At 55.4% G+C, this 17,234-nt stretch carries 16 protein-coding genes and 3 pseudogenes; 7 read left to right on the plus strand and 12 right to left on the minus strand.

The window, feature by feature from the left end; all coding sequences use genetic code 11:
• The first annotated feature begins 291 nt into the window (after window positions 1-291).
• Complete coding sequence (locus BN1800_RS31765) at window positions 292-531, plus strand: transcriptional regulator (RefSeq protein ID WP_087003366.1); 240 nt, start codon at window positions 292-294, stop codon at window positions 529-531.
• A 603-nt stretch (window positions 532-1,134) separates the two neighbouring features.
• Here BN1800_RS31765 and BN1800_RS31770 read toward each other — a convergent pair.
• From BN1800_RS31770 to BN1800_RS31790, 5 genes and pseudogenes are all read right to left on the minus strand, one after another.
• Window positions 1,135-1,875, minus strand: a complete 741-nt coding sequence (locus tag BN1800_RS31770) for a M48 family metallopeptidase (RefSeq protein WP_087003368.1) — start codon at window positions 1,873-1,875, stop codon at window positions 1,135-1,137.
• Window positions 1,872-4,841 (minus strand): type I restriction endonuclease subunit R, encoded by a 2,970-nt coding sequence (locus BN1800_RS31775; RefSeq protein WP_087003371.1) that lies wholly within the window; start codon window positions 4,839-4,841, stop codon window positions 1,872-1,874. The genes BN1800_RS31770 and BN1800_RS31775 overlap by 4 nt, the downstream gene beginning before the upstream one ends.
• 125 nt (window positions 4,842-4,966) lie before the next feature.
• A pseudogene (locus tag BN1800_RS31780) lies at window positions 4,967-6,139 on the minus strand (restriction endonuclease subunit S); the annotation flags it as partial.
• The gene (locus BN1800_RS31785; protein ID WP_087003378.1) at window positions 6,129-7,724 is read right to left on the minus strand and encodes a type I restriction-modification system subunit M; all 1,596 of its coding nucleotides are present in this window, start codon (window positions 7,722-7,724) and stop codon (window positions 6,129-6,131) included. The pseudogene BN1800_RS31780 and the gene BN1800_RS31785, both read right to left, overlap by 11 nt.
• A gap of 8 nt (window positions 7,725-7,732) precedes the next feature.
• A complete protein-coding gene (locus tag BN1800_RS31790; protein ID WP_087003381.1) occupies window positions 7,733-8,356 on the minus strand; it encodes a restriction endonuclease subunit S in 624 nt (207 codons plus the stop codon).
• Window positions 8,357-8,523: 167 nt separating this feature from the next.
• Between BN1800_RS31790 and BN1800_RS31795 the strand changes: the two genes are divergently transcribed.
• Window positions 8,524-8,775 (plus strand): hypothetical protein, encoded by a 252-nt coding sequence (locus BN1800_RS31795; RefSeq protein ID WP_087003384.1) that lies wholly within the window; start codon window positions 8,524-8,526, stop codon window positions 8,773-8,775.
• A 133-nt stretch (window positions 8,776-8,908) separates the two neighbouring features.
• Complete coding sequence (locus tag BN1800_RS31800) at window positions 8,909-9,196, plus strand: DUF3892 domain-containing protein (RefSeq protein WP_087003388.1); 288 nt, start codon at window positions 8,909-8,911, stop codon at window positions 9,194-9,196.
• Window positions 9,197-9,312: 116 nt separating this feature from the next.
• Here BN1800_RS31800 and BN1800_RS40770 read toward each other — a convergent pair whose 3' ends face one another.
• The gene (locus BN1800_RS40770) at window positions 9,313-9,699 is read right to left on the minus strand and encodes a hypothetical protein (protein WP_143534195.1); all 387 of its coding nucleotides are present in this window, start codon (window positions 9,697-9,699) and stop codon (window positions 9,313-9,315) included.
• Between the two features lie 23 nt (window positions 9,700-9,722).
• Here BN1800_RS40770 and BN1800_RS31810 point away from each other — a divergent pair.
• Window positions 9,723-10,071, plus strand: a pseudogene (locus BN1800_RS31810) (transposase); the annotation flags it as partial.
• A 177-nt stretch (window positions 10,072-10,248) separates the two neighbouring features.
• Here the strand turns inward: BN1800_RS31810 and BN1800_RS44155 are convergent.
• Window positions 10,249-10,494 (minus strand): M48 metallopeptidase family protein, encoded by a 246-nt coding sequence (locus BN1800_RS44155; protein WP_087003394.1) that lies wholly within the window; start codon window positions 10,492-10,494, stop codon window positions 10,249-10,251.
• Here BN1800_RS44155 and BN1800_RS41685 point away from each other — a divergent pair.
• Window positions 10,411-10,620, plus strand: coding sequence for a hypothetical protein (locus BN1800_RS41685; protein WP_179213944.1), 210 nt, complete (start codon window positions 10,411-10,413; stop codon window positions 10,618-10,620). The genes BN1800_RS44155 and BN1800_RS41685 overlap by 84 nt on opposite strands.
• A 162-nt stretch (window positions 10,621-10,782) precedes the next feature.
• On the opposite strand, the gene BN1800_RS31820 is transcribed toward BN1800_RS41685, so the two are convergent.
• The 5 genes from BN1800_RS31820 to BN1800_RS31845 all read right to left on the minus strand — a co-directional run bounded on the left by BN1800_RS31820 (window position 10,783) and on the right by BN1800_RS31845 (window position 15,793).
• Entirely contained in the window at window positions 10,783-11,352 is a 570-nt protein-coding gene (locus tag BN1800_RS31820) for a GNAT family N-acetyltransferase (protein ID WP_179213945.1), read from the minus strand.
• Window positions 11,353-11,404: 52 nt separating this feature from the next.
• The gene (locus BN1800_RS31825) at window positions 11,405-12,640 is read right to left on the minus strand and encodes a hypothetical protein (protein ID WP_179213949.1); all 1,236 of its coding nucleotides are present in this window, start codon (window positions 12,638-12,640) and stop codon (window positions 11,405-11,407) included.
• A gap of 170 nt (window positions 12,641-12,810) precedes the next feature.
• Window positions 12,811-13,881: a class I SAM-dependent methyltransferase gene (locus BN1800_RS31830; RefSeq protein WP_179213946.1), complete on the minus strand. Its 1,071-nt coding sequence runs from the start codon at window positions 13,879-13,881 to the stop codon at window positions 12,811-12,813.
• 210 nt (window positions 13,882-14,091) lie between these two features.
• The gene (locus BN1800_RS31835) at window positions 14,092-14,823 is read right to left on the minus strand and encodes an autoinducer binding domain-containing protein (RefSeq protein WP_087003518.1); all 732 of its coding nucleotides are present in this window, start codon (window positions 14,821-14,823) and stop codon (window positions 14,092-14,094) included.
• A 670-nt stretch (window positions 14,824-15,493) separates the two neighbouring features.
• A complete protein-coding gene (locus BN1800_RS31845; RefSeq protein ID WP_087003402.1) occupies window positions 15,494-15,793 on the minus strand; it encodes an antibiotic biosynthesis monooxygenase family protein in 300 nt (99 codons plus the stop codon).
• Window positions 15,794-15,817: 24 nt separating this feature from the next.
• On the opposite strand from BN1800_RS31845, the pseudogene BN1800_RS31850 reads away from it, so the two are divergent.
• Window positions 15,818-16,426, plus strand: a pseudogene (locus BN1800_RS31850) (carbon-nitrogen hydrolase family protein); the annotation flags it as partial.
• A gap of 107 nt (window positions 16,427-16,533) precedes the next feature.
• Window positions 16,534-17,109, plus strand: a complete 576-nt coding sequence (locus tag BN1800_RS31855; protein ID WP_087003521.1) for a histidine phosphatase family protein — start codon at window positions 16,534-16,536, stop codon at window positions 17,107-17,109.
• Window positions 17,110-17,234 lie beyond the last annotated feature (125 nt).

Raw genomic sequence — 17,234 nt, forward strand, 5'->3', positions numbered from 1 at the left:
ACCATTGTTGCCAGACCGCCAGCGCGGGATCGTCGTTGCACGCGTCGGAAGGTACGGTCTTCGGCGTGGCAAGCTCTGGATATGTGGGTAAACACGCGGCCACGAAGGAATGGAAGTTCCCCCGGGTGACCGCAGACAAAGTTCTGCTATTGTCGGAATCAGCCATGATCCGAGCTCCCATAAGCTTGGTTGTGGTCAGGCTGTGTTCGGTGTTGTGAGCACCGGGCACGGCCGTTGTGAACCATTAACTGCCATATGAACGAAAAAAGTTCAACCGGAAAAGCGAATTTAATGCGTGCAATAACGGGAGCTCAAATCCGCGCGGCGAGGGCGTTAGTCCGATGGACCGCTGAAGAGCTTGCAAGTTCAGCCAGTGTAGGTATCTCGACGATACGGCGCGCAGAAGCGGAAGATGGGCTACCAACCATTACGGCTGCAAATCTAAAGCTCATCCGCATTGCTCTCGAAACCGCCGGTATAGAGTTCATCCCTGAAAATGGTGGCGGCGTGGGTGTTCGTTTCAAGAAGTAGTGGCAGGCTGGGGCTATTCACGCCCCGAACCGGTCACGGCCCGAGGACGTCGGCGGGCCCCCAAGTCCCTTGATCAGCACATGGCTCGCGGATTTCATGATCGTCCGAGCACAACTTTTGCCGTGCATAGGCACGTGAGCGGGCTATCTCCACTCGACGCAACGCTGTCAAACGGGAATTATTGTGGAGGTTCATTTGGTCCAGGCACAGACGTCCCGGACGGCTGGGTCAGAAATACGCGACCACCGCAACCGCCATGGTTGCGGTGGTCGCGAAAGCCTATTGTGGGACGGTGCAAAAATCAGATCCGGGCTTTTGCGAAAACCAGGCGGCCGGAATTGACGCTAAGCGGAAGCTCGCTTGCTCCGGATCAATTCTCCGCCATGACACGCAGCGGACCTATCTTCCGCGTGTCGCCAATGCCCGCTTTGCGCCCCCATCTTGCTCATCCAGGACGCCGCGACAAGCTCAAAATGGGGTGGCGTGCGGCATTGCATCGGCAAGGCCTGACGCGTGGCTGGAAGCCAAGCCTGGATCGCTAGGACTATCGTATTGCAACCTGGTTTCTGGATGACAGGTGTAGCCGAACTGAAGGGCCTGCCGCTACCAGATGTACATACGCCCGTTCCGATCGAGCTGACGAACACGCAACTCATAGTCGGGCATAATTGTCTCAAGTGACCGCCAAAAACGGTGAGAGTGATTGTGTTCCAAGATATGGCAGGTCTCGTGCGCGATGACGTAATCAACTAACGCCATGGGCGCCATAACAAGACGCCAGTTCAGGCGGATTTTTCCATGGGCATCACAGCTACCCCATCTCTTGGACTGGTCCACAATCTGGACAACTGGGGTCGGTATGCCCAGGAGATTCGCCATAGCCTTCGCCCGCTTTGGGAAATGAATTTTGGCTTTATCGCGGTACCAGAGACGAAGTCCGCTTCGGACGGAAGATCGGCGAATCGCAGCATCAACGCCGGAAGGCGCCGGGGCGATAAGCATTGCCCCGCGTGCCGTGATCCTGGTGACAATCGTATTGGTGTCCGGAATGACCTTTAGCCGATAAGGCCGACCCAGATAGTGATAGGTCTCCCCACTGATGAACTCCCTAAATGGCGGATTGCCACCGAGCTCCCGATACAAGGCCTGCTTCTTTAATACCCATGGCCCTTTTTTTCGAACCACCTCAGTTATATCGGTGTCATCCACATCAGACGGCGCCAAAACCCGCACTCCGTCATAGCCAACCGAGATCGCAACGGTCTTGCGTCGTGCGGTCCGTTCCACCGCATATACGATACGTTCGCCGCCAAAATCGACGAACTGCGTACTGGCCGGCATCATCGGGTAAGTCTCGCTCTGGTAACGTCCATGATCATAGCCGTGACGGACTCGATCTTTGCTACGTCCAAGCCCTGTGCACGCAATCTTTCCTTGATTGCACGCCTCATCTGGCGTTGCACATCGTCTTTCAACTGCCAATCTACGACAGTCGCATAGCCTTCGAGCGCTCCTGCCAAGTCTGAGGCGGCATCAGCACTTGCTTTTCCGTCCAACGCAGCATCGATAAAAGGAAAAATAGCGCCGGCCGTACCTGACAGACCGTGGCCCGTAGACGCAGCTCCAGCCCGAACAGTCGCCACCCGGCCGGCTATCTCCTGAAGCCGGGCGAGAGCGCTGGCGGCAGAAACTCTTGCTTCGCGCCGCTCATTCACGATACGCTCAACTTGCTCCCAAAGAGACGCATAGGCCGTCGGATTCTCATCCCGATGGACATGAATTTCGTGCCTAATCGCATGCTCAATTTCCGCGGCCTTTGCCTCCGCAGAAGTAAGCTTGTCAAGGTGTTGCTTGAACGCGGGATCGAGGATATCTCGCGGAGCAAGCAGCTGCTCTACACCGTCGCTCGATAGATGACGGGCGATGATCTCTGCGATCTTTGCACCATACGGCGTGGCATCGAACCGTTCATCTCGAAAGCGCCGAGCGGCGATGGCACGAATTCGAGCAAGCCACTTCACGTCCGTGTAATACGGCTCCTCAAGAGCCTTCGGATCAGGCAGGATCATATCCATAGCTTCGCTGAAGCGTTGAAAATCAAGCTCAAATTTCGCTCGAACGTCATCTGGTTCCAACAATGCAAGACATGCCTCCTCGTCCTGCTTGTCCAGACCTTCAAAAAGCCTCATGACGGCACGGTGACGGCTCTCAAGCAATTGGACTTTATCGCTGAAGGAACGCATTGCGTTTAAGACCCCATCTTCCTCAGAGAAAAGATCAAGGGCAGCCGTTATCCGTCGGTTATCGCCCCAGTAATCGACGACTAGGCCGTAACTCTTTCCATCCGCCGTCCGATTGACGCGGGCGATTGCCTGTAGCAGCGTATGCTCTTTCAGAGGCGCATCGAGATAGAGGACCTGCTCGATAGGCGCATCGAAGCCGGTCAGCAGCATGTCGCAAACGACCAATATCTTGAGTTGGTCGTCAGAGCGCTTGAACCGCGCAATCAGTTCGTCGCGTTCCCGTTTGCTTGTATGGTAAGCCTGTAGTCGAGCGGTGTCATTGTGTGAAGCTGACATTATCAGCGCACATTCCGGCGCTCCGAGTCTCTTTAACGTCTCGACATACGTCACAGCCACGTCACGGCCAATGGTAACAACCTGCGCCTTGAACCTGTTGGGCTCGATAGTGGTTCGGTAGTGCTTCAGCAAGTCCTCGGCGATAGCGTCGATACGAACCTGGGCACCGGCAAGCTTCTCTTGCAGGCGCGCACGCTTTTTCAGCTCAACGATCTCATCTTCGGTTAGCTCAGGAAAGGATTCGCGAACCTCTCGCTCTAGATCACGCCCTTCAATCCTCAGGCGCGCATCTCGCATTTCGTAAAAGATCGGAACCGTTGCCCCATCCTTCACGGCTTGGTCTATCAGATAGCGATGAAGGTAGTCTCCAAAGACTTCCTTTGTGCTGCGGTCTTTCTTATCGATCGGCGTCCCAGTGAACGCGAGCATACAAGCGTTTGGCAAACCAGCGCGCATGCGGGCTGCCAGCGCTCCATACTGCGTCCGATGTGCTTCATCGACCATCACAAACACATTTGAAGCGTCCGATATAACCGATGAGCGCCTGGGTACCGCGCTATGAAACTTGTGGACGGTGGTGAGCACCGTCGTTCCCGCCCCACCTGTCAAAGCGTTGCGCAACGCTTCACCGCTTGATGCTTGTATTGGGTTGGGAAAGCCCGAGCGCCTGAACTGCGCCGAAATCTGATCGTCCAGATCCGTGCGATCTGTAACAATCACCAGTGCTGGGTTCTCGGCCTCCGGTAACCTGCGCAACTTCGTTGCCAAGAACACCATCGTCAGGGTCTTGCCGGACCCTTGAGTGTGATGGATTACACCGCCACGCCGTTTCAAATCCGGAGCTGAACGGATGCGATCGATGGTTTTGCCGACGGCAACGAACTGCTGGTAGCGACCCAACTTCTTGATACGGCGACCATCGATCGTTTCGAACAAAATGAAGTTTCGAACCAGATCGAGCAGGTTTGACGGATTCAGCAGGCCCGCGAGCAGAACGTCCTGCCCGGTGGCTGGCCTGCCGAGCTGGGAAGCAAGAGAATCGAGGGAGAGTGGATAAGAGTCTTTCCATTCAGCCCAATGGCGCGAAGGAGTCTGCGTAGTTCCATATTTCGCAACATCGCGAGCAAGCGCTATCGAAATTTGCGCAATCTCGAAAAGCCTGGGGGCCCCTAGGCCAGAAAACTCATCTCGTCCATCATAACGTCGAAACTGCCGTATCGCCTCGCCGATCGGGTCTGCGAGTGCGGGCGATTTACATTCGATAACAGCCAGTGGCAGGCCATTAACGTAGATGAGTATATCGGGTGTGATGGTTTGGCGCGGTCCCTTGATCGATGTCTGCCTGGAGAACTCGAAGGTGTTGGCGGAAACATTGTCGAAGTCAAAAAAACGAACGGTGCGATCCTGGCGTCGACCATTCTCCGTGTGGGACGCTGTGACTCCAAAAGAAATTGCCGTATGGGCCTTCTCGTTGGCTTCAAGGAGATCGACTGCTGCAATTCGCGTTACAGCAGCAATTGCACGTCGAATGCCGTCTTCATCAAGCCAAGGGTTAAGATGTCGGAGACAGTCGGCTAGTCGCTTCGTTAGAACGGGTTCGGTCGCGACGCCATCACGGAGATGGCTAAGATCCTTGGCTGTTAGTGCCTTGTAGTCGAACAAAACACGCAATAAATCCGCCGCTGGCTCCTCCACCCATTCAAGTTCTAGCCTGTCGGCACCATCGTTCATGCCGCTTGCTCCGCCCTGTCGCGTTGAATTCCGATCATCTTGTCCGGAATGCGAAGCCGACCAGAGAGGAGTTCGTTAGAGAGAGCATCACGGTTGGCCTTGAGCGCATCAACGACTGCTCGTTCACTCTCAATCTGCACATCGAATGCCTCACCAACAGTAGCAATTTTCTGCTGCTCCTCCAGGGACGGGAGCAGAACTTGAAGTTTTTTGAAGACTGGCATGTAGATCGTCTGGTGAGTACTACCCTCCTGCAGGCGCTTCCATTCCCTTTTCATGTGTCGAAAGACCTGAACGAGATAGTCTGGACGAATTCTGGGGCCGCAAATCCAGTTAGCGAAATCCTGGCTAGTTGCCATCGGTCGAGCTAACCGGGTGACTTTGCCTACCGTCGCCGTTCGAGAAAAAGCAACAGTATCTTTCGGCAATATGCGAGCAGACGAATTTGCAATACCTTCCGACGTCACACACTCTGCCGTCTGGTAGACTTGTAGAGCGTCAAGCGCATTCGTATCAGCGAGGGACAGCCACGGAATATCTCCACCCCAGTACTCTGGTCGTTCACGGCTTGGTGTGTGACCACTTTCGAGTTTTGCAACCCGTGTGAGCGTGATCAGTTGCCAGTCGATTGGCATCTCGTTGATGCCCTCGGCCACTCGGCCGAGTATCCACCGTTCGGAAAGAGGCTTCATCGGTACTCGGTCAAGACGAACGCCTCGGGTGAGCAACTGACGCATCACTGCAAATTTCGCATTGGCGATCGCAGCAATCGCACTTTCCCGGAGCTTTATTGTATCATCCACCGTGTCTAAAACATCGGCGATAGCACGCTGCTCGGCGAGCGGTGGGAGAGCAAATCTAAATGCTTGCAGGTCGCTAAACGAGATCGATTTGCGTCGATTCACTCCGCCATTGCTGTAAGGATCAAAACGTCCCGAAAGAGCAAAACGCTTCAAGCAACGAAACAGGTAATCACTGCAAACAAAATCCGCATCGGTCTCGAATACAGTATACATCGGGCTTATTATTCCCCGATCGAATTCCTTTAATAGCGCGATGGAACCTTCATCCAGATGGATAGTGGCATAGGCGAATTGCCCCTTGCGAACAACTTTGTAATTTGACGTATCGTCGCTGTGGACTGACCTTGAAAAATACTCACTGGATCGAACGAAGCCGTTGTGTTTCGTCACGCTCAAAACAGGAATGTCGTTGGATTCGCGATTTCTAGCAGAAACTTCGCGTGCAACCTTTCCAAAACGAATTTCTTCCCAGTCCTGTGGAATACTAGACAGCATAGCCCATTTCCTTGAGGAGAGCGTTCATGCGCGCGGCGGCCTCATCACGCGCCTTTTCAGCCACCGACAGCTTTTCCAGTTCGGCTTTCACATCTATCGGCTTTTCCGGCTCAAGCGTATCGATGTATCGGGAGATATTCAGATTAAAGTCGTTCTCCTTGATCTCATCCATATCGACGACGCGCATAAATCGTTCAGTCGGTTCGCAAATTGAGCGCCGGTATTCAGTCTCTGATTGATTGGCTGCACGTGCGTAGAAAGCCTCACGTTCACCCCATGCGGAGAAGGCATCAACAACTCGGGTAATGTTGTTTTCGCCCAGCACGTTTTTCTTAGCCCGCTCCTCGAACTCTTTCGCAGCGTTGATGAAGAGCACTTTATCCTTGCGGGCTTTAGGCTTGTCTCTATTGAGGATCAGGACTGTCGCGGGAATTCCGGTCCCCGCAAATAGGTTCTCCGGAAGTCCGACAATCGCCTCGAAAAGATCAGCCTTCAGCATCGCTTCGCGAATGCGGCCGTCACCAGATCCGCGAAAAAGCACACCATGCGGCATGACGACGCCGCAAATGCCTCCATGGCTCAACGTCGCCACCATGTGCTGAACGAACGCAAGGTCACCCATGTTCTTGGGAGGAATGCCATAGCTAAAGCGGTTATAGCCCTGCCGCTCATTTTCGCCAGAGACGTCATCCGCCCCCCAGTTATCGAGCGAGAACGGGGGGTTGGCAATCACTCGATCGTACAGAATGAGATTGCCATCCCCATCAAGTAGACGAGGATTGCGAATGGTGTCGCCCTTTTCGATGCGGGCATCGCGCAGACCATGCAACAACAAGTTCATCTTAGCGATGGCCCAGGTACCGAGGTTCTTCTCCTGGCCATGAAGGGTAACGTTCACCGGTTGACCCAGCCGCTTGCCCTCAATGTCGGCGATGTGGCGAGCACTTTCGATCAGCATGCCACCGGACCCACAAGTGGGGTCACTAATGCGCATTCCCGGTTTTGGATCGAGCAGCTCGACAATCAGGCGGACCACATGGTGCGGCGTATAGAACTCGCCTCCCTTCTTGCCGGCGTCATCCGCGAACTTGTCAATGAGATATTCATAAGCACGCCCGAGCATATCCGGTTCGGACAGGGAGGCGTTCGACAGATTGATCCGAGAAAAATGGTCGATCAGCCGGCCGAGAAGACCTTCCTTCTCCTTGGCTTCGCCCAGCTTCGATTCAGAATTGAAGTCGATGTTCACAAGTACGCCCGCTATCACCGGGTTGGTGTCTTCAATGGCCTCGCAAGCTTTATTGAGTTGGTCGCCGATGCCGGTCGTCAGCTTGCGTAGCTCTGACCAGCGCGCGCGCTCGGGCACGAAGAATTCATGCTCGTCCGGATCGCTGTAAGCGATTTCGGGGCTGAGACCGTTACGAATGCACTCTTGTGCTTCCTCCTCGAAGCGGTCGGAGAGACGCTTTAGGAAGAGAAAGCCGAAAATGTAAATCTTGTAATCCGAGCTATCGATCGATCCGCGCAGAATGTCGGCGGATCTCCATAGATGATTGTAAAGCTCGTCCAGCGTAAGTTTGGCCATAGTTCTTCTCATAATTGCTTGATGGTGCCGAAGAGGCGTGCGTCGATCAAACGACGCGCAAGAGCACGACGGATTTCGGCTGCTTCAATGGCGGTGCGATAAGCAGTTTGGGTGTCTGTGACGAGAGCGGCTATTCGCTGCTGCTCATCGACGGGCGGCAAGTCGATCTCGATTTTTGCAAGGTCTTTCGGCGATAGCGACAACAGAGTTGTCGCTCCTCTGCGCAGCACCTCAATCTTTGGACGGAAAACGTCACTTGAAAGGATGGCAAAAAGGGCTCCCCCTATGGCGGAGCCTTTAGGTCGAATGACGATCACGTTGCCACTCGCGACAGCGCCTGCAGTCTCACTACCAACAAGGCCGAATTTGAGCTGCGTGCCGCGGCCCGTGACGAGGACATCGTTTTCGCGAACAGCATAACTGATAGCGCGGTTGCGGTCATGGAAACCGACGGTATCGAGCTGGTCTATAGGCGAGACGGCGCCATCCTGAAGATCACGCACTCCAATCACTGGCAGCTTGTCGCCTGGCCGCTCAATCGTCTCCTCCCGCGAGACGCCGACGCCAGCAAAGACTTCGGCAACTTCCGCCAAGCGCAGCGCAGATGGATGTTCTTTTTCTATCTTTTTCATGCTCGCGTTATGCCTGAAACCGACCTCGCAGTCAATACGGTTCGAAATTGTAGCCTAATACGGAGCCTCACGATTGGATCTAGACTTGCAATATGATTTTGAGTCTGCCATATAGGGATAGTCAGGCAAAAACCCGACTCAACGCAACTTTTATGGAGAAAAAATATATGTATACACGCGCCGAGCCGAGCCGGCTCTCACTTACGGAAGCAGACGCGGCCCTTATCAAGGGCATGATTCGGCGGGGCGACCGCCATCACGACATCGCTGCATTCTTCGGCGTAAACCAGGGAAGGATTGCTGAAATCAAGGACGGGTCACGGTTCTCAGATGTCCAGTCGGCCGATCCTGACGAACTTCCGCCGAGGGGACCGTATCTGACGCCCAAGGTAACTTGGATGGAAAACCGGCTGCGCTAACAACCGGTTTCCAAAGACCAGGGCCGAAGCCCGCTAGTCGTGACTTGAACAATCGCAAAACTAGCTGGCCCTGTTTCAAAAATCAATGACCTGACGCTTCGGGCAGGTCATATTTCTGAGAAAGATCGCCGGAATGGCAGACTATCGTACTGATTGCATTAATAAGCCTGACCGCAACAGCACCCACGAGCACATCACTCACGTTGGTGGGCCGCAGCCTGATGGATCCGGACGGTGGCGCGACACCGTCCCGAATGTTGTCGGGTTCATCGAGCGTAACACCCACCGCTTCTACACCAAGGAAAACGGTGTTGTTGCCTGGGTGCATGTGCGCGTGAGCCCCAGCGGCCGCAAATACCTTCAGACCCAGGCTGACGGGTATTGGAGCAATAACCTGCTTTCTTTGCAGGAGTGCGGCTAACTCATCAAGATAGAAGCCTCGCGGCATAGGTCGCGAGGCTTCTGTAGCCTGGCAGCAGATGCGCGGCGGTGTCACCGCAGCATGTCTTTTTAGGCCCGCGATGGGTTCGACAAACATCAAATTTCGGAGAAATCATGCGAAACATTGTCCTCGCAACGATCTGTGCTGCATCTTTGGCGGCGAGCGCCAAAGCGGAACAGCGGACCGCTATTGCAGGTCCAGTAAATGACGCTGTCGAGTTGTGTCGACAGGAGGCTATCCAGGCAGGAAAATTTGCTGCGAAAACGGAAGCCCCGCTTATCGACGCGTGTATGGCAAGACAGAAGTTCAAGCTCAAGCCGGAATGCAAAGAAAGAGAGCGAGATGGCTCCTGCTATTCCAGAGGCTTCTGGGAGTTGCTCGGCTTCTAGACTTGAGCACGGCCGCGTCAGCGTCAATTTCGCCGCGACAGCTGCGCTTTTCAACCCATTTTCGGTGGGTTGAAAAGCGGGTATCGTAGCCATAATGCTCCCCTCGTATGGGTATGGTCCTCGACGGCCCGACGAACGGTGCGGCATTCTTGGCCTACATCGAACAGGTTCTCGTGCCGACGCTCAGTTCGGGGGATACTGTCGTCATGGATAACCTGCCGGCTCACAAAGCCGATGGTGTCCGCAGCCATCGAAGCTGCTGGCGGCAGGGTTCTCCATCTCCCGCCCTACAGTCCCGACTTCAACCCCATTGAAATGGCCTTTTCCAAACTTAAAGCGCTTCTGCGGGCAAGAGCCGAGCGCTCGGTTGACGCCTTGTGGGATTCCGTCGGCAAAATCGTCACGCTCTTCAAACCGCAGGAATGTGCAAACTACTTCGCAGCGGCCGGATATGACCCCGATTAAAATGGACGCGCTCTAGCAGGCTTCGGAAGGGTCTCCCGGTGGAGCGACTGTCCCGCTTTGCAAAGAACAAGACCATCGTGGCACGAATGACGTTTCAGAGCTCGGCCGGAAGTACAATCGCCGAAACCATGAATGGGTTTGAGGCAAAATCGATCGTGACCTGTTCATTCCGCGAGCTCAACCCATCACCACGTCCTGACCGACGGCGACCAAGGAAAGACCAAACTCCAGAGCATCTTGGGCCTGTTCTGGTTTCCTGATTTGGCTTGCCGCGATGTTGCCCACGGGTTTTCCGGGAAATCGCGATTCTCTCGCTTGGCGGCCTACGGGAACGAGAAAATGCAGCATCTCGTGCAGAATGACATAGTCGAGGCATTCTGCGGGCTTCTTCGCCAGGTCGAGATTGAGCCTGATGGTTCGCACGCGGAGTTTGCTGCTGCCTCACTTGGTTTTCAGGCGCTGCACGAAAAAACGATGAACACAGGCGCCCAGTTGCTTTTCCCATTCGGAATAAACGGCCGCGCCGCTTCCTTATGTTCACGCCGGTAGAAATCATCGAGAAGCGCCTGCCTTTTCTGCGCCCGCGCATTGTCCCGCGCATGTATGATAATGTGCCGATGCTCGACCGCAACGCTAGAGCCGTCAACCACATGGGGGTAAAGGTCGTCCCAGCGTCACCAAATGAGGCGGAGTGAAGTGAAACGGAAATGGTTATCTCTTCAAGCGCAGGACCATGATCAACTCGTCATTCTCCATGCCGTGACCGAGGAACCCGTTTGGAATGCGGCCAACCTCGACGAAACCGCAGCGTTGATAGAAGCGTATCGCTGCCGAATTCTCTGCATTCACCGAAAGCTCCAGCTGCAGAACTCCGTGGTTTCGTGCATGCTCTGTAACGTCATGCAAGAGGTTTGCCGCAATCCCGGTCCCTCTTTCGCCTTTCCGAACATAGACGCTGACAAGCGTCGCGCGATGCACCATTTTCCTCGCACGCTGAAACCTGAGCCCCATCATGCCGACGGGCTGCCCCCTCAGGAACGCGACAAAGACTGGCTGGTCCAGATGTTGGCGCCATTCCCGGTCGGAGAGATGGACCCAATCGTCAAATACACTCGCAAACGAAAGCGGTTCGTGTGAAAGCGCCTCCAGACGTATCTGGCGAAACACGTCTACGTCCTCGACGGACAGGCGTCTGATTACCGCCCCTTCTTCAATCGACACATCGGCCTCCACCAAGGTTCCTAGGTCGGGCTGAAAACGCCATCTTGCCACCCTCGGCATCTAATCGAATGGACGTAGACCAGCAGCCAAGCCGCTCAGCATTCATGCTCGATCACGAACCCGGCCACTGCCACTCGACCGACTCCGAGGTGATGGCCCCGCCTACGATTTTCTCGGACAGGTTCGCCCAGATGGGATCCCCGGTGAAACTTGCGAGATCACCGCTCGACTGTACCAAAGGCATCTCCGCGTATTTTGAAAGGGGTATCGCGGCCGCTCCGAAAAGATCGATCTCCTGGAACGGATAGCCGCCAGCAGGCTTCAAGACACGATGGCCCCAAAGCCCGGGTCGCTCGTCCCCACGCAGTTCAGTCAAGAGATCGAAATGACCCGATTGCTCAAGGCCGACCGCCGTAAGGTGGCGCATTAGCGGGTAGTAGACGGTCTGGCGACATCCCCCAAGTGCCCTCACGCCGGGCAGGATGGAAATCACCAGGAACACTGTATAGAGGCTGGGCACGATCGCTCGTTGCCGAAGCGCCGCTGCGATACTGTCCGGCCGGAACTTCACTTCGAAACCGGACGGGGCCGCCGCCCTGAGGGCGTTTTCCTGGAGGCGGAGCGGAACAATCCTGCCTTTTTCCATGCGCCAGAAGAAATCGGTCGTTCTGCGTACCCAACCCTGCCAAGGTCCAATGTTCAGGCGATCCATGGCGTCCAGGATGCTCTCGGCAACCCTTCCGTCTCCGATAAGGCCAGCCGACATCCAGGATCCCGCGTCGTCGAGATGGTCGGCGACCAGGTCTGCGATGTCGAAATCATCGAGCTGCAGCAGCTTGATGGGGGAGGGGAGCTTGCCGCGCCAGAGGGTTTGGTTGGCCGCCCTGATTGCGTCGGCCGCAGAAGTAAATTCATCCGACGGCAGTTCGACGAGGAGATAGGCGGCAGAGTCATTTGGAGCCGGAGCGCCTTTAGCATTCGAGAAAGCGAAGCGATAGGGACCATTCAAACCGCAGATGCTGAAAGAATCCATCCGGCTCCGGGGTAAGCCGAAGACGTTGAGGGGTTCATCTTGGAGCCAGAGCCAGCCGGGACCCTTCTTTGACTTCTCCGAGAAACTGACCGTCGAGGCGTGATACGTGATGTACCATTCGCGGCTATGGGCGTTCAAGCCCAACAGGCTGAACAGATGCGTGTAGAACGCATCCGGTTCGATCAGCAGCAGGCAGTGCGGACCGGTCTGTAGTACCGGCGATGCCATCAGCTGAAGGCTGGCGCTTCGAGCCTCCTCAAGGTCGTAATCGGACCTCCGCGCCGCCCGTTCGATGCAGCCGAGCAGCAGCTCCATCGCATGACGACGCAGGTGACACTCGGAATGGAATTTGTCGGCGTCGTAGGCAGCCGACGCGTAGTCTCGAAGGGGACGATCCCAGAAGGGGGTAAGATGCGGCATCAAGGCAGACAATGCGCGTCGCACGTCGGCTGCGCTGCAATGCTTGTCGGCGTTTACGGTTGCCGTCATTTCATGATGCCAAGCTTCGGCGCGAGCAGCATCATGGTATTCGCGCTGCGCCACGTCAGATCAGGAGCCAACGCCTCTACCTCGGTATCGACGATCGCGGCTGGCAAACGTTCGTAGCAATAGCCGGGTGGAATAGCCGGCTTCACCATCAGCGAAATCAGTTCCAACACGGAAGCCCGGGAGTTGGATGACACGATAGTGTAGAAGTTCCCGCTGTTCCAGGTTAGCACGGAGTATCGGAGAAACGTCCTTAGAGCGGCTACAGTGGTCGCCAGATCGACTTGAAGATCCGTCATCGTGTTCAGGACTTCATCCTTTTTCTTGGAGATGTGACCTGTCGAGAAGAAACGGGACTTAAAAAGCTCGTCCTTCTGCCGCTCGCGTTCGTCATAGATGTCGCGGTCTTCATGAGCGAGCTTCTGCACCTGCACGAGGAGACCGCCAGGCCGTATACGAGGAACGACGAATTCCAGCTGCTTTAGCCGATCACGGTCGTACATCTGAAACGTCGTGTCCTCCAACAGCACGTCAAATCCGCCCCGAAATTGGAAAAGATCCTCGTCGGTCGCGTATCGGTCGTCGTCCAACTCAAAGAACGGTCCATGAAAGAAGTGCGCGTGCTCGCTTCCCCTGTTCGCAAAGAACGATGCCCGATTGGCTGCCGTTGGACTGCAGCAGAGCGCCTCGATGCGACCATTGCCAAGTGTGGCGAGGGTGCGCGCAAGGCAACCAGTGCCCGTGCCCAGCGTGTATATTGTCGTAGGGGTGGCGCTGCGTGCCCAGATCCTCAGGCCGAAGGAAAGTATCGCAGCACCCAGGCGGCACTCCTCTTCGAGCCTGTAGGGAATGCTGGCAAAGTAATGACGGTCAAAATGGCCCCAAAGACGCCGATGCGTATCCGCGAAAACCGCGCCTTCAAGATCGAAGTCGAGCAGGCTCATGTCGAGTTGCGGCTCGGCGAGGTCCGGTGCTGCACCCTGTCCGCTTGCGGTTCGTTCGAAAAACTCTGCGAATGATGTAAGCCTAGGAGCGTTTCGCCAGTGTTCAATCGTTAGGCGATCCACCATAGCCACCTCCCATCGTAGCCGGCGGGTGGCGCGCTTCATCTCAGCGTTCATCGAGATGTTTTAGTTGCCGCCAGCATCCGCCGTTCGTGAGCTTCTGGAATGCCATCTGTGGACCCAGGCGAGGGGGCAGCCAATCTACCGATTTCGGCAGGTTGATCTTTCCAGGAAAGTCGAAACAGAGACACGGGCGACGAATGCGATCGATCACGGTCAGATTTTGATCAACTCGAGGAAGCTTGCCTTGGCAACGGCGTGATGACTTGTAACAGAACCGAGTTTGAGTCTCGCCGAACGCAGGTACAACTTCACGGAGTTTTCTGAGATGCCCAGGTCCGCTGCTATCTGCTTGGAAATCCGACCTCTCGCAAGCAACTGAAGGCACTGGCTTTCGCGCCTGGAGAGATTCCGATAACGGTTGACCTCTCGAAGGCCGCTGGCAGAAAGCATCGTCTCATGAAGATAGTGGGAAAGGATCTGCAGCTCGTGAATGCTCGAAGCGCGTAGCCGCGACCAATCGCGCTTGGGTAGGTTCGAGGTCACGGAAAACAGACAGCGTTCGCCTTTCGGGCCTCGGATAGGGATTGTCAAGCCATGGGGACCGATGTCGTAGGAACGCGCTTCTTCAAATACACGGGAGACCTGTGCTGGCGGCTGATTGAGAGAGGACCAATCCACTGGCATGAAACCCCAGCGAAGAACGTTAATCACCGGATCTATATCGAAATACTGCTTGTCGACGTATATTTCAGTCCACCTACCTGGATAGGTCGTGCAGTAGTAAGGATACAAGCCCGACCTGCCCCCGCTGCAAACCACGAGGAATGTCACGTGCGACAGGCCGTATCGCACGCAAAGTTCATCCAGTGCAGGGTGAAGGTCCTCGCGGTGCTGCGCTGCCTGTAGCGTCCTCAGGGACAATGACAGTCTACGGTGATCGACTATCGGGGGGATGCTTCGGTTTGCCGCCATTTCAATCTGTGTTTCGAACCTGACTCTTCAGATCGGAGAACCGGATCCTAATGCCAGCGCTTCGGCAGCGGAATTGTAGGAAATACAAGTGGCAGATATAGGCAAAGGGCGGCCGCGCGGGCTCCTGCGTAGAGTAGTCGCCTATCCGGGCGACTATCCAGGTGACGACCTAGATCTAGCCTACGCGGCTCTCTCGGCTCTGGGAGCCGGAGCAGCGTATGGCTATACTCTTATGGGGGTAAGCGCAGGTTTGGTCGATCCACTTTTCGAGAGTGTTGAGGTGAGCGGTTGGGGAACCGGAGTGGGCGTAAGTGGCTCAATTCTGGTCGGTGTCTGTCTTTACGAGGCTGACGGGTCAACTGAAGCCGCCTTTGAGGGTTCGCTGGCGAGCGCACTTGACGCCTATCCAGAGTCATTTGGCGCGGCCGTCGAGATTCATTTTAGAGGGCCATCTGAACGCCTTACGCTTCACCTAAAATCTGGTGATCCAAGCCCGTTCGCGGAAGAGCAGCGAAGAGGCATTAGCGACACGCGATACCATGAGATTTTGAAGCTTATCACGCCTGTATGCTGAACATCGTAAAGGCCGCAGTCGGCCATTAACAGTTATCGAGTTGCGCTTCCATGATGTGGCACTCGCCATCTATTGGCTCCCGCTGTCAAACCCGTAGGCTCGCTGAACAAGAGCGACGCGAATTTCGTATTTCGAGTACCAGTCTTTGCGGCCTCTTCGTTGTGCTTCAACATGGTCGACGACGGCCTTCCATGCGCGGATACTGTCTTCGTCCTTCCAGAACGAGACCAGTATTCCGAAGCGATCTGCGCCGCGAGCGCTTTCGAAGCCAAGATACCCCGGTTGTTGACTAGCAAGTTTGGTCATTGCGTAACCAATCTCGCCATATCCATCGTCTAGGTTTGTTCGCTGCGAGGTGAAGCTAACCATATAGTATGGTGGTTCTGGTAAGGCGGCTATCTGACTGACGAACCGTCCGCTCGTCGTGTCGCCGTCGATCTCCGATCAGATGTCTTCAATTCCGTGTTGAGACGGTTCTCGAAAGCGCGGCCGATGATCGTCCTCGGTTTAATCGAAATAGAGGATGGGCGAATATTCAATACCGCCGTTGTTGTGAAACGCGGGGTCGTTGTCGGTCACTATCGCAAGCAGCACCTTCTCGATGGCGAGCGGGCGGTGTTCGACGCGGGAAATGAAACCCTTGTCTTGGAAGTCGATGGCCTACGTTTCGGGATCAACATCTGCTACGACACCAACTTTCCCGAGGCGGCGCGGAAGGTCGCCGATCTTGGGGCATCGCTGATTGTCTGCTGCGCAAACAACATGATGCCACGGCAGAGGGCGCAAGTTTTCAAGGATTTGCACAATGCCGTACGAGCCGATCGATGCCAAGAGACGGGGTTGTGGCTCGTGTCCTCAGATGTCACCGGCGAGCGCGATGGGCGGGTTGCCTGGGGACCAACTGCTATTTTGAATCCTGAAGGTGAAGCTGTGGCGCAACTACCGCTTGGCGAACCAGGATTGCTGTGCTTCGATATTCCCTGCGGCGATTGTCACCGATAGCGCGTCGAAAACCGTGGAAGCTGGCGTTGACGAACTGGTCGTCCGGCTGAATGCTCGTTGAGGCAATTTCGAACGGCCATGAATCAACGACGAACCGGTATGGAACTATGACATCTCGGATTGTTCTCGTTCGTCACAGTATCCCAGCCATCGAAGAGAATACGCCATCCATCGATTGGCGGCTCAGTGCAGCCGGTGAGGCAGCCGCGATCAAATTGGCAAAAAACCTCTCCGGGTTCAGCGTCAAGGAAATAATCAGCAGTCCTGAAAAGAAGGCCCATCAAACCGCCACCTTGATTGCTGATCGTTTGGGTCTGCCTGTCCGTATTGATCCTGATTTCCGGGAACATGGCCGATCCAAGGTGGGATATATCGCGCGAGGTGATTTTGAAGCAGGCATCACCCGACTCTTGGAGAATCCTCACCAACTCACATTCGGCGACGAAAGCGCAGATGCTGTTTTCAATAGAATGAAGCAAGCGGTCGCCCGAGCCAGAATGGCCCAATCGGGCGGCGACCTGATGATCGTATCGCATGGCACTGCCATGTCGATTTACGCTGCACGGGTTCTCAGCGTCGATCCGCTGGCGTTCTGGCGAAGCCTTTCCATACCAACCGCCATTGTGCTGAACGGAAACGAGATGAATGTTATCAATGTCCAGGACGCTCCGGAGTTCGAATGACTGATACTCGCGCCGTCGAGCCAAATGGCTCTGGAGCAGGACGGGGGTGGGACCACATCTGTGCCTAGAGGTCGCTCCCTCATTGAACGGCACACATAGTCCTTCCCATAATGGGAAGGTCAAGG

The organism is Rhizobium sullae, from assembly GCF_900169785.1.
In the GTDB taxonomy this organism is placed as follows: domain Bacteria; phylum Pseudomonadota; class Alphaproteobacteria; order Rhizobiales; family Rhizobiaceae; genus Rhizobium; species Rhizobium sullae.